10 protein-coding genes and 1 pseudogene are annotated in these 13,237 nt (G+C 64.4%); 7 read left to right on the top strand and 4 right to left on the bottom strand.

The window, feature by feature from the left end; all coding sequences use genetic code 11:
• The 4 genes from yidC to rpmH all read right to left on the bottom strand — a co-directional run.
• Window positions 1-400 (bottom strand): membrane protein insertase YidC (gene yidC, locus Y706_RS0102235; RefSeq protein WP_028275303.1); only part of this gene is annotated, 400 nt, incomplete at its 3' end.
• Window positions 401-415: 15 nt separating this feature from the next.
• Entirely contained in the window at window positions 416-811 is a 396-nt protein-coding gene (gene yidD / locus Y706_RS0102230) for a membrane protein insertion efficiency factor YidD (RefSeq protein ID WP_028275302.1), read from the bottom strand.
• Window positions 804-1,214 (bottom strand): ribonuclease P protein component, encoded by a 411-nt coding sequence (rnpA, locus tag Y706_RS0102225; RefSeq protein ID WP_028275301.1) that lies wholly within the window; start codon window positions 1,212-1,214, stop codon window positions 804-806. Before rnpA ends, yidD begins: the two co-directional genes overlap by 8 nt.
• Window positions 1,215-1,255: 41 nt before the next feature.
• Window positions 1,256-1,393, bottom strand: a complete 138-nt coding sequence (gene rpmH, locus Y706_RS27690; RefSeq protein WP_003800212.1) for a 50S ribosomal protein L34 — start codon at window positions 1,391-1,393, stop codon at window positions 1,256-1,258.
• Window positions 1,394-1,856: 463 nt separating this feature from the next.
• On the opposite strand from rpmH, the gene dnaA reads away from it, so the two are divergent.
• The 7 genes and pseudogenes from dnaA to gyrA all read left to right on the top strand — a co-directional run bounded on the left by dnaA (window position 1,857) and on the right by gyrA (window position 13,091).
• Window positions 1,857-3,278 carry a chromosomal replication initiator protein DnaA gene (gene dnaA, locus Y706_RS0102220; protein WP_018775671.1) on the top strand — a complete coding sequence of 474 codons (1,422 nt, stop codon included), beginning with the start codon at window positions 1,857-1,859 and terminating at the stop codon, window positions 3,276-3,278.
• 585 nt (window positions 3,279-3,863) lie between these two features.
• Entirely contained in the window at window positions 3,864-4,988 is a 1,125-nt protein-coding gene (gene dnaN / locus Y706_RS0102215; RefSeq protein ID WP_018775670.1) for a DNA polymerase III subunit beta, read from the top strand.
• Window positions 4,989-5,087: 99 nt separating this feature from the next.
• Window positions 5,088-5,972 carry a phosphogluconate dehydrogenase (NAD(+)-dependent, decarboxylating) gene (gene gnd / locus Y706_RS0102210; protein ID WP_028275300.1) on the top strand — a complete coding sequence of 295 codons (885 nt, stop codon included), beginning with the start codon at window positions 5,088-5,090 and terminating at the stop codon, window positions 5,970-5,972.
• Between the two features lie 45 nt (window positions 5,973-6,017).
• Complete coding sequence (recF, locus tag Y706_RS0102205) at window positions 6,018-7,229, top strand: DNA replication/repair protein RecF (RefSeq protein ID WP_028275299.1); 1,212 nt, start codon at window positions 6,018-6,020, stop codon at window positions 7,227-7,229.
• Window positions 7,226-7,788, top strand: a pseudogene (locus Y706_RS23120) (DciA family protein). Before recF ends, Y706_RS23120 begins: the two are co-directional and overlap by 4 nt.
• Window positions 7,789-8,254: 466 nt before the next feature.
• The gene (gene gyrB, locus Y706_RS0102195; protein ID WP_275450869.1) at window positions 8,255-10,303 is read left to right on the top strand and encodes a DNA topoisomerase (ATP-hydrolyzing) subunit B; all 2,049 of its coding nucleotides are present in this window, start codon (window positions 8,255-8,257) and stop codon (window positions 10,301-10,303) included.
• 61 nt (window positions 10,304-10,364) lie between these two features.
• Entirely contained in the window at window positions 10,365-13,091 is a 2,727-nt protein-coding gene (gene gyrA, locus Y706_RS0102190) for a DNA gyrase subunit A (protein WP_028275297.1), read from the top strand.
• Window positions 13,092-13,237: the final 146 nt, after the last annotated feature.

Below are 13,237 nucleotides of genomic sequence, written 5' to 3'. Positions count from 1 at the left end.
TGATGCCGGAGAGCACCTGGAAGAGCGCGAAGAAGAAGGGCATCTGGATCAGCATGGGCAGGCAGGCCGAGAACGGGTTGGTGCCGTGCTTCTTGTACAGCGCCATCTGTTCCTGCGCCATGGCCTGGCGGGAGAGCTGGTCCGTCTTGCCCTTGTACTTGTCCTGCATTTTCTTCAGATCCGGCTGCAGCAGCTGCATCCCGCGCTGGGCCTTGATCTGCTTGACGAAGACGGGAATCAGGGCGGCGCGGATGACCAGCACCAGCCCGATGATGGCCAGGGTCCAGGTCCAGCCGCTGGCCGCCGGCATGCCGATGGCGCTGAGTCCGTCATGGAAGCCGACCATAATGGCTGAGACCAGCCATTTGAACGGGGCCAAAATTGTTTCAAAGATGTCCATACGATTCCCTATTCGTCAGGCCGCAGAGCGGCCTTCTCCATCAGGCTGAGCAGCCAGGTAGATATCCGGATTGTTCAGCACAACAATTGTGGGGGTGCGGCCCGCCGGCCATTCCCGATGCCCGGCGGGGACATGGTCCACACCGCCGGGATTCCATGGATGGCAGCGCAACAGGCGCCTCGCTGCGAGCCAGCTTCCTTTCACCGCGCCGTGGACGGTGATCGCTTCAAGGGCATAGGCCGAGCAGCTGGGGAAAAAGCGGCATACCTGGCCGTAGAGCGGTGAGATCACCTTGCGGTACGCCAGGAGCAACAGGATGAGGACATTGCGGGGCAAGTTCCAGACTGCCCGGGCCAACCATGCTGCTGCGGATTTTGCAGGAGGGACGACGGCGGCAGTTGAGTTACGCACGCGGGGTCCCTTCCTGTGTCGTCTCGTTAGAACCTCGTGAAGCAGCCTGCGAAAGGCGGTTGCCCAGCCTTTTCATGGTCGTCTCCAAAGCGGCGTCATAGTCGGCGAGCAGCTGGTCCCAGCTGGCTCCCGCCGCGGCGGGCAGGGCCCGGACCACAATGGCGAACCCGCTGCCGTATTTCTGCAACGACAAAGCACCGGCTTCTCTCAGTCTCCTCTTAACGAGGTTCCTGACAACAGCGTTCCCGACACTCTTGGAAACGATGAATCCGATCCGGCTTGGTTCATCGGCAGCGAGAGCTGCCGCATATAACACTACGTTCCGGCGTCCATTGCGGACACCGGAACGTACAGTTGTTGAAAAATCGGTTGATGTCCGCAGACGGTTCCTGGTGGCTAGCACCGTTCAACTCGCACAGGGATATGGACCGACGAGTCAGTTATTTAGGCCGACAGTTCGGTGCGGCCCTTGCCACGACGGGCTGCCAGGATGGCACGGCCGGCACGGGTACGCATACGAAGGCGGAAGCCGTGCTTCTTGGCTCGACGGCGGTTATTCGGCTGAAAAGTCCGCTTGCTCACGTTAGTTACTCCAGTGGATCAAAGGTGCGCCCACCCGATCAAGGGGAAGAACTGGCCGACGCTAAGTTTTGGTATGTGCCGCTTCCCTCGTATCTCACACGACGCGGGGCGTCAGGAAAGATGCAGATGAGGCGAAAAGCGTACACATGGGACTTCACAACGTTAGGGCTTGCCAACCTCCCGAGTCAAACCGGGGACCGCTCCGCAAGCTATCCCCAGCTGTGGCTAACTGCTCCCGCAGCCTGTGGATGAAGTGCGTCACGCGCCCCATTTCAGAACCACAACGGTGTAATTATCCACAGGACTGAACCCAGCTATCTTCTGGCGTTTTCATCCCCTACAGTGTCTCAGTAACCCCTTATCCACGGACTGTGCATAACCCTGTGGATTGAGCCGGCCGGTGGACAGCTCCGGACCGCGTGGATGCACGTAATGCAGGCCAGCAAGTTTGAGGAACTGATTGATGACAGTAGACGAAGCCAACCAAGCCAACACTGTCGGAAGTTCCTGGCGGCGGGTAGTGAGCCTCCTGGAGAACGACCACCGTGTCTCTCCCCGGCAGCGCGGCTTCGTCATCCTCGCCCAAGCGCAGGGGCTCATCGGTTCCACCCTGCTGGTGGCAGTTCCGAATGAGCTCACCCGCGAAGTGCTGCAGACCCAGGTCAAGGAAGCCCTCGACGACGCGCTCCGCAGCGTGTTCTCCGACGAAATCCGCTGCGCGATCGACGTCGACACGGATCTCGTGCCGCTGCACACAGAGCCCGAACCCGCCGTCGAACTTTCCCTGGCCGCCGACCCGACCGTTGAGTTGAAGCCGCAGCCGATGCTGCCGAGCACCTCGCACGAATTCGGCCGGCTGAATCCGAAGTACGTCTTCGACACCTTCGTGATCGGTTCCTCCAACCGGTTCGCCCACGCAGCCGCCGTGGCAGTAGCCGAGGCGCCGGCGAAGGCCTACAACCCGCTGTTCATCTACGGCGACTCCGGACTCGGCAAGACCCACCTGCTTCACGCGATCGGCCACTACGCGCGCCGGCTCTACAGCGGGATCCGGGTCCGCTACGTCAACTCCGAGGAATTCACCAACGACTTCATCAACTCCATCCGCGACGATGAAGGCACCAGCTTCAAGACCACGTACCGCAACGTGGATGTGCTGCTGATCGACGACATCCAGTTCCTGGCCGGCAAGGACCGGACGCTGGAGGAGTTCTTCCACACGTTCAACGCCCTGCACAACAACAACAAGCAGGTGGTCATCACCTCGGACCAGCCGCCGAAACTGCTCGCCGGCTTCGAGGACCGGATGAAGTCGCGCTTCGAATGGGGCCTGCTGACCGACATCCAGCCGCCCGAACTGGAGACCCGCATCGCGATCCTCCGGAAGAAGGCCCTCAGCGAGGGCCTTTCCGCACCGGACGATGCGCTCGAATACATCGCCTCCAAGATTTCCAGCAACATCCGCGAACTTGAGGGAGCCCTCATCCGTGTCACGGCGTTCGCCAGCCTGAACCGGCAGCCGGTGGATGTGGCCCTGGCCGAGATGGTGCTCAAGGACCTGATCACCGACGACGGTGCCCAGGAAATCACCTCGGCGCAGATCCTGACGCAGACAGCCGACTACTTCAAGCTCAGCATGGAAGAACTCTGCAGCAAGTCGCGCACCCGCACGCTGGTGACCGCCCGGCAGATCGCGATGTACCTGTGCCGGGAGCTGACGGACATGTCCCTGCCCAAGATCGGACAGGAGCTGGGCGGCCGCGACCACACCACCGTGATCCACGCCGACCGCAAGATCCGCGAACTCATGGCCGAGCGCCGGGTCATCTACAACCAGGTGACCGAGCTGACCAACCGGATCAAGCAACAGCAGCGCAATTCCTGAGCCATCGGCCGGCGCACTCTTACCTTATTAACAAGGCCCTGTGGACAACCCTGTGGATAGTTAAGGGGACAACCGCGGTTAATGGGCTTAAAACCCTTAAGGCGCCTGTGGATTGGCCAGTCGACCAAAAATCTTGTCCCCATCCACACCCTGTTTAAAACCTGCTCCGCCCACAGTCCATGAACAGGGCTTAACCGCGGATTCGCACGGCAGGATCGAGTTATCCACAGTTTCCACAGCAGTTATTAACACTACTAATCCCAAGAAAATGAAATTCCCTCAAACAACAATCTCCTTCCGACCTCCGAGCAGCGCCCAGGCCCGTTCCGGACCGGCGCAGGAGACCGGCCCCGCGAACAACACCGATGTAACCCGGGGATGGGAGAAACGCTCACCTTGGGGCTAAGCTGTCTGCAGTGCGTCCGTCCCGGACATCTTTTGTGGTTCCTACCGGGCCATGGGGCCCGGGTGGGCGGACGATTCCCTTGTTGACGGAATTCGGCGTCCCTGCCGAGGTCCGCCGCAGCTTGAGCAGTTTCAGCGATTTTCAGCACTAACAGCAGCAATGAAAGGCGGCACCCTTCCGTGAAGTTCAGAGTCGAACGGGACGTCCTGGCGGAAGCCGTGACATGGACCGCCCGGTCGTTGTCTCCGCGGCCGCCCGTTCCCGTACTTTCGGGCCTGCTCCTGAAGGCTGAAGCCGGTACCGTCAGCCTGTCGAGCTTCGACTACGAGACCTCCGCGAGGCTCGAAATCCCCGCTGACATCAGCGCCGAGGGCACCATCCTGGTATCGGGCCGCCTGCTCGCGGACATCTGCCGCAGCCTGCCGTCCGCCCCCGTCGAGGTCGAAACCGACGGCAATAAAGTGACGCTCACCTGCCGCCGAAGCAGCTTCCACCTGGCCACGATGCCCGAGGCCGAATACCCGCCGCTGCCGGCCCTGCCGACGATCAGCGGCACCGTGCCCGGCGATTCGTTCGCCCAGGCCGTCTCCCAGGTGATCATCGCGGCCAGCAAGGACGACACCCTGCCGATCCTGACCGGCGTGCGGATGGAAATCGAGGACGACCTCATCACCCTCCTGGCCACCGACCGCTACCGTCTGGCCATGCGGGAAGTCCCGTGGAAGCCTGCGACGCCGGGCATCTCCACGAGCGCTCTGGTCAAGGCCAAGACCCTCAACGAAGTGGCGAAGACCCTGGGCAGCAGCGGCGACATCAATATCGCCCTCGCCGACGACGACAGCCGGCTGATCGGCTTCGAGAGCGGCGGCAGGACCACCACCTCACTCCTGGTCGACGGCGACTACCCGAAGATCCGTTCGCTCTTCCCGGATTCGACCCCCATCCACGCCACCGTGCAGACCCAGGAACTGGTCGAAGCCGTGCGGCGCGTCTCGCTCGTGGCCGAACGCAACACGCCTGTCCGGCTCGCTTTCACCCAGGGCCAGCTGCACCTGGACGCCGGCACCGGCGAGGACGCCCAGGCCTCCGAGGAGCTCGAAGCCCAGCTGTCCGGTGAAGACATCACCGTGGCCTTCAACCCGCACTACCTGATCGAGGGCCTGAGCGTCATCGAAACCAAGTTCGTGCGCTTCTCCTTCACCACCGCCCCCAAGCCGGCCATGATCACGGCCCAGCAGGACGCCGAGGGCGAGGACCAGGGCGACTACCGCTACCTCGTCATGCCCGTCCGGCTGCCCAACTAGCCCGTCACTGCCGTGCCCCGGACCTCCGGAGCACGGCACCTTCGGGCCATCATGGCCGTCCCCAACGAAGCACCCCAGCGCAGAAAAGAGTTCATCCCCGTGCACATCGGACTAATCGGCCTTGGAAAAATGGGCTTCAACATGCGTGAACGGCTGCGCAACGGCGGGATCGAGGTCACCGGGTTTGACCGCAACCCCGACGTTGCCGACGTCACCACCCTGGACGAACTCATCGCCGCCGTCCCGGCGCCGCGCCTGATCTGGGTCATGGTCCCTTCGGGCGAGATTACCGACGCCGTGATCACCGAACTGGGCACCAAGCTCGACGCCGGTGACCTCGTGATCGACGGCGGCAACTCCCGGTTCACCGAAGACCAGAAGCACGGTGCCGCACTGGCCGAAAAGGGAATCCGCTTTGCGGACTGCGGAGTGTCCGGCGGGGTCTGGGGCCTCCAGAACGGTTACGGCCTGATGGCGGGCGGCGATGCCGCCGACATCGAACGGGCACTCCCCGTCTTCGACGCGCTCCGTCCCGCAGGTGAGCGTGCCGACAGCTTTGTGCACGTCGGCGGCGTCGGCGCCGGCCACTACGCCAAAATGGTCCACAACGGGATCGAATACGGCCTGATGCAGGCTTACGCCGAAGGGTACGAGCTCCTGGCCGCCAAGGAGATCGTCGCCGATCTTCCCGGGACATTCCGGGCCTGGCAGAAGGGGACGGTTGTCCGCTCCTGGCTCCTGGACCTCATGGTCAAGGCCCTTGACGAGGATCCCGGACTGGAATCGATCTCCGACTACGTCGAGGATTCGGGCGAAGGCCGCTGGACCGTCGAGGAGGCCATCGCCAACGCGGTGCCGGCCCCGGCGATCACGGCTGCTTTGTTCGCCAGGTTCTCCTCCCGCGAGGACAACTCACCGGCCATGAAGATGGTCTCGGCGCTGCGCCACCAGTTCGGCGGCCACGCGACCCGGCCGGCCAAATAATCCTGACCGGCCACTTGATCCTGCCTGTGAAGTCCTGAATCCCGCGTGTACCTAGAAAAACTCTCGCTCACCGATTTCCGCAGCTACGCCCAGGTCGATCTCAGCCTGGAGCCCGGAGTCACCGTCCTGGTGGGTTCCAACGGTATCGGCAAGACCAACCTGATGGAAGCGATCGGGTATCTTGCCACGCTCACCTCGCACCGGGTCAGCACGGACGCGCCGCTGTTGCGGTTTGGTGCCGAGCGGGCCATGATCCGGGCCAAGCTGGTCCGTGGCGAGCAGTCCACCGTACTGGAGCTGGAAATCAACGTGGGACGGGCCAACCGCGGCCGGATCAACCGGAGCAACCCGGTCCGCGCCCGGGACCTGCTCGGGATCTGCCAGATGGTGCTCTTCGCGCCGGAGGACCTGGCGCTGGTCAAGGGCGATCCGTCCAGCCGCCGCCGGTTCCTGGACGAGCTCCTGGTCAGCCTCATGCCGCGCCACGCCGCGACCAGGAGCGACTATGACCGGGTCCTGAAGCAGCGCAACGCGCTGCTCAAGTCGGCCCGCGCCGGAAAATTCAGCACGGGCCACGAGGCAACGCTCGATGTCTGGGACCAGCACATGGCCCGGGCCGGGGCTGAGCTGCTGCACGCGCGCCTGGAGCTGGTGGACCGGCTGCAACCGCACCTGAAAAACGCCTACGCGCAGCTGACCGACGGGTCCAAGGAAGCCACTGCGGTGTACCGTTCCACGCTGCAGGACAGCCTGGACGACGACGGCGGCACCTCAAGACCAGCGGATTCCAGACCTGCCGATGAGGCCGCGCCGGCGGAAGACCTGCGCCTGCTCTCCGTCGAACAGCTCACCGACCGCTACATCCAGGCCTTCGCCGCAGCCCGGCGCAAGGAACTGGAACGGGGAATCTCGCTGGTCGGGCCACACCGCGACGAACTTGAGCTCGTGCTTGGATCGGCGCCGGCCAAGGGCTACGCCTCCCACGGGGAAACCTGGTCCATGTGCCTGTCCCTGCGCCTGGCCTCCTACTACGTCATGCTCGACGATGCCCGCACGGGCGGCTCGCCCCCGATCCTGATTCTGGACGATGTCTTTGCCGAACTCGACGTCCAGCGGCGGCGTAAACTGGCGGCAATAGTATCCGGCGCCGAGCAAGTGCTGGTCACTGCCGCCGTCGAGGACGATATCCCGGCGGAGCTGACTGGACGGCGGGTGAAGGTCATCCCGGGAGGAATCGATGAGCAGGAAAATCGATGAATAAGGATACCGACGGCGGCCTGCAGCCCGGCCGTGACCCCGACGATATCGATGCCGCACAGGCCGCCTTGAACCGGATGCGCGACGCCGCCGCGGCCCGGGGCGAAATCCGGCGGGCGGTCCCGCGNGCTCCGGTGCCGCCAGCCAAAAGCCCGCCCGCGCGGCCCGGGGAACCCGCGGGTTCTCCCAATTCCACGGCACCGGCAGGGATCCGCTGGGCCTCGGAAAAGTCGTGGGACGCCTCGTGGCCGAACGCGGCTGGAGCTCGCCGGTGGCCGTCGGCTCCGTCATGGCGCAGTGGGCCGTGCTGGTGGGCCCGGAGATCTCGGCGCACTGCACTCCTGAGAGTTTTACCGACACCACCTTGCATGTGCGGACCGATTCCACGGCTTGGGCAACCCAGCTGCGGCTGCTCAGCAGCAGCCTGCTGGAAAAATTCCGGACCGAGCTTGGCGACGGCGTTGTGACCAGCATCCAGGTGCTCGGACCCGCCGCCCCGAGCTGGCGCAAGGGCCTCCGGACGGTCAACGGCCGGGGCCCCCGCGACACGTACGGATAGCCCCCGCCCCACTGGCGGGCACCGGATCTGAAGCACTTCTTGCAAAAACCCTTGAAAAATCCGCAAGCGGCGTGTAGGGCGCTTGAACCTCCCGGAGTCGTATAGGAACCCTAGGGCCGGACCCCGAAAGCCTTGCAGGGGGAGCCAGCGCCCTCCCAGCGGCACTTTCCCGCCCGTTTGGCGCCCTGGAATGCAGGTTTGGCCCCTATAACACGATAGAATCGGTGTAGATAACTGGGCGCCGGTGAAGCGTTGACTGAGTCCGTTTCCGACGCAATTTCAGCGTGCGGCGGACGGGATCCCCAAGTCAGCGGAAACACCCGGCGTCTTCAGTGACGTGCCTGTTGGCAGGAGCCTTTTCCACGGAAGGGGCAACCGCCGGCCTTCAACGAACATAGAGGAGTCGAAAGCGCCTGTGGCTAACGACAATGCAGAGATCCCGGCAGTGGAAGACATAGCGGAAGCGGTGGAACAAGAGGCTGCGGCAGCGGCGCCGTCGGGGACCGCGACATCGCGCGAATACGGCGCCAGCGACATCACCGTACTTGAAGGCCTGGAAGCTGTCCGGAAACGTCCCGGCATGTACATCGGCTCCACCGGCCCCCGCGGTTTGCACCACCTGGTCTATGAAGTGGTGGACAACTCGGTGGACGAGGCCCTGGCCGGCTACTGCACGCACATCGAAATCGTGCTGCAGGCCGACGGCGGGGTCAAGGTGGTCGACAACGGCCGCGGCATCCCCGTGGACATGCACCCCACCGAGCACAAGCCCACCGTGGAAGTCGTCATGACGATCCTGCACGCCGGCGGCAAGTTCGGCGGCGGCGGATATGCCGTCTCCGGCGGCCTCCACGGCGTCGGCATTTCGGTGGTCAACGCACTCTCCAGCCGGGTCGACACCGAGGTCCGCCGCCAGGGACACGTCTGGCGGATGTCTTTCGCCGACGGCGGCAAGCCGCAAGGCGGCCTGGTCCAGGGTGAGGAAACCACCGAGACCGGCACCACCCAGACGTTCTACCCCGATGCCAGCATCTTCGAGAGCACCGACTTCGACTTCGAAACACTGCGGGCCCGCTTCCAGCAGATGGCATTCCTCAACAAGGGCCTGCGCATCACGTTGACGGACGAGCGCCGCGCTCCGGGGGAATCGTCCGAGGACGACGACCTGGACCTGGACACCGTCCCCACCGAAGGTGAGATCGCCGCGGAATTCCACACCGTGGTCTACCAGTACGACGACGGCCTGCTGGACTACGTCAAGCACCTGAACTCCGGCAAGAAGGTTGATGTGGTCCACGAGGACGTCATCGCCTTCGAAACCGAGGACACGGAACGGCACATTGCCCTGGAAATGGCGATGCAGTGGACCAACGCGTACTCCGAAAGCGTCCACACCTACGCCAACACGATCAACACGCACGAGGGCGGCACCCACGAAGAGGGTTTCCGCGCCGCGATGACTTCACTCATCAACCGCTATGCGCGGGAGAAGAACATCATCAAGGAAAAGGAAGACAACCTCACCGGGGACGACATCCGCGAGGGCCTGACGGCAGTCATTTCCGTGAAGCTCTCGGAGCCGCAGTTCGAGGGCCAGACCAAGACCAAGCTCGGCAACTCCGAGGTCAAGGGCTTTGTCCAGCGCGTTGTCACCGACGGCCTGGGCGACTGGCTCGAGCGCAACCCCGGTCCCGCCCGGGACGTCATCCGCAAGGCGATCTCCGCAGCCCAGGCGCGCATGGCCGCCCGGAAGGCCCGGGACAACGCCCGCCGCAAGAGCCCGCTGGAATCCTTCGGCATGCCCGGTAAGCTGTCCGACTGCTCCTCGAAGAACCCGGAGAGGTGCGAGGTCTACATCGTGGAGGGTGACTCGGCCGGCGGTTCCGCCAAGCGCGGCCGCAACCCGGAGACCCAGGCCATCCTGCCGCTGCGCGGCAAGATCCTGAACGTCGAGCGTGCCCGGCTGGACAAAGCGCTCGGCAATGCCGAGGTCCAGTCCATGATCACCGCCTTCGGCACCGGCATTGGCGAGGACTTCGACATCGCCAAGCTGCGCTACCACAAGATCGTGCTCATGGCCGATGCCGACGTCGACGGCCAGCACATCACGACGCTGCTGATGACGCTGCTGTTCCGCTACATGCGCCCGCTGATCGAAAACGGCTACGTCTACCTCGCGCAGCCGCCGCTGTACCGGATCAAGTGGTCCAATGCCCCGCACGACTACGTCTACAGCGACCGGGAACGCGACGCGAAGCTGGTCTCGGGCCAGGCCGCCGGCCGCCGCATCCCCAAGGACAACGGCATCCAGCGCTACAAGGGCCTCGGCGAAATGGACTACACGGAACTGTGGGACACCACCATGGACCCGGACCACCGGACGCTGCTGCAGGTGACGATGGACGATGCCCTGGCGGCGGACCAGATCTTCTCGGTCCTGATGGGCGAGGACGTTGAATCGCGCCGAAACTTCATTCAGCAGAACGCCAAGGACGTTCGGTTCCTGGACATCTAGAGGGCAGCCAAGCCCCGAATATGCCCGGACTGATATATACCTGAAACGGAAAATATAGACTATGAGTGACGAAACACCAGAGGTGCCGGCCGGCTCCGAGCCCGTCCTTGAAGGCGCCATCCTCGATGGCGACGTACTGACCGACCGCGTCGAGCAGGTGGACCTGCAGACCGAAATGCAACGCTCCTACCTCGACTACGCCATGGCCGTGATCGTGGGCCGTGCCCTGCCGGATGTCCGCGACGGCCTCAAGCCCGTCCACCGCCGCGTGCTCTACGCGATGTTCGACGGCGGCTACCGCCCGGAACGCTCCTTCAACAAGTGTGCCCGTGTGGTGGGCGAGGTCATGGGCCAGTACCACCCGCACGGCGACACCGCTATCTACGACGCCTTGGTCCGCCTGATCCAGGACTGGACCATGCGCTACCCGCTGGCGCTGGGCCAGGGCAACTTCGGCTCGCCCGGCAACGACGGCGCCGCGGCTCCGCGGTATACCGAAACCAAGATGGCGCCGCTGGCGATGGAAATGGTCCGGGACATCGACGAGGAAACCGTCGACTTCCAGGACAACTACGACGGCAAGAACCAGGAACCGACCATCCTGCCGGCGCGGTTCCCGAACCTCCTGGTGAACGGGTCCTCGGGCATCGCCGTCGGCATGGCCACCAACATCCCGCCGCACAACCTCCGCGAGGTCGCTGACGGTGTGCAGTGGTACTTGGCCAACCCGACCGCCAGCCGTGAAGAGCTGCTCGAAGAGCTGATCCAGCGCGTCAAGGGACCGGACTTCCCGACCGGCGCCACGATTCTGGGCCACAAGGGCATCGAGGACGCCTACCGCACGGGCCGTGGCTCCATCACGATGCGCGCAGTGGTCAACGTCGAGGAACTCCAGGGCCGCACGTGCCTGGTGGTCACCGAGCTGCCGTACCAGGCCAACCCGGACAACCTGGCCATCAAGATCGCCGAACTCGTCAAGGACGGCAAGATCTCCGGCATCGCCGACCTCCGCGACGAGACCTCGGGCCGCACCGGCCAGCGACTGGTGATCGTGCTCAAGCGCGACGCCGTGGCCAAGGTGGTGCTGAACAACCTCTACAAGCACACCCAGCTGCAGGACAACTTCGCCGCCAATATGCTCGCGATCGTCGACGGGGTGCCGCGCACGCTCAGCCTCGATGCCTTCATCCGGCACTGGGTCACGCACCAGATGGACGTCATTGCCCGCCGCACCCGGTACCGGCTGCGGAAGGCGGAGGAGGAAGCGCACATCCTGCGGGCCCTTCTCAAGGCGCTGGATGCGCTCGATGAGGTCATTGCCCTGATCCGTGCGTCCACCACCACCGAAGCGGCCCGCGACGGGCTGATGGAGCTGCTGGACATCGACGACGTGCAGGCCCGGGCCATCCTGGACATGCAGCTGCGCCGGCTCGCTGCACTGGAGCGCCAGAAGATCCAGGACAAGCACGCCGAACTTGAGGCCCTGATTGTCGAATACAACTCGATCCTGGCCTCGGAGGAGCGCCAGCGCGAGATCATCAGCACCGAACTCTCGGAGATCGTGGCCAAGCACGGCGATGACCGCCGCACCAAGGTCCTGCTGGGCTACGACGGCGACATGTCCATCGAGGATCTGATCCCCGAGGAGGAAATGGTCGTCACCATTACCCGCGGCGGCTACGTCAAGCGCACCCGCAGCGACAACTACCGCTCGCAGCAGCGCGGCGGCAAGGGCATCAAGGGCGCGCAGCTGCGCGGCGACGACGTCGTCGAACACTTCTTCGTCACCACCACCCACCACTGGCTGCTCTTCTTCACCAACCTGGGCCGGGTCTACCGCGCCAAGGCGTACGAGCTCGTGGAAGCCGGCCGCGACGCCAAGGGCCAGCACGTGGCAAACCTGATGGCGTTCCAGCCGGACGAGCACATCGCCCAGGTGCTGGACCTGCGCGACTACCAGCACGCCCCGTACCTGGTGCTCGCCACCAAACGCGGCCTCGTCAAAAAGACCCGCCTGGAGGACTACGACACCAACCGGTCCGCCGGCGTCATCGCCATCAACCTGCGCGACGGCGATGAGCTTGTCTCGGCCCAGCTGGTGTCCGAGACCGATGACCTCATGCTGGTCTCCCGCAAGGGCCAGTCCGTCCGCTTCACCGCGACCGACGATGCGCTGCGCCCGATGGGCCGTGCCACCTCGGGCGTGACCGGCATGAAGTTCCGCGAGGACGACGAACTGCTGGCGGCTGACGTCGTGCAGGACGGTTCGTTTGTCTTCATTGTCACCGAAGGCGGCTTCGCCAAGCGGACCGCAGTGGAGGAATACCGCCTCCAGGGCCGCGGCGGCCTTGGCATCAAGGTGGGCAAGTACCAGGAAGAACGCGGCCACCTCGTCGGGGCCCTCATTGTCAACGAGGAAGACGAAGTCCTGGTGGTTATGGAGGGCGGCAAGGTGGTCCGCTCGTCGGTCAGCGGCGTGCCGGCCAAGGGCCGCGACACCATGGGCGTGATCTTTGCCAAGCCGGACAAGAACGACCGCATCATCGCCGTCGCGCGCAACAGCGAACGCGGGCTCGAAGTCGAGGAATCGGCCGAAGGTCAGGATGCCGGTGAAAATGCCGGAGACGTGGCCGAAAATCGGGCATCCACGCCCGATGACGTAACGTTGGCTGAAGATGGCGGACTGCATGAGGAGTCCGCAGCGGCAGAATCAGTACCGGCCCCGGAGTCAGATGAGTCATCAGGCAATGCCGAGCTGGACGAAGACAATACCGGAGGTAACGAGTGAGTAATTCCGACTCATATCCCAAGCCGAGCAGCGGCGTGCCGAGCGGAGTGCGGCAGCCCGCCGCCGCACCGCGCGTAGGCGCCCCCTCGCGTCCGCAGCAGCGCCCCGGCGTGTCCGGCGCAGCCACGGGAACGGGCCAGCGGCCC

The organism is Arthrobacter sp. I3 (assembly GCF_000520575.1).
Lineage (GTDB): Bacteria > Actinomycetota > Actinomycetes > Actinomycetales > Micrococcaceae > Arthrobacter > Arthrobacter humicola_A.
The sequence above is the reverse complement of the archived record's forward strand: the minus strand, read 5'-3'. Positions and strand labels throughout refer to the sequence as shown.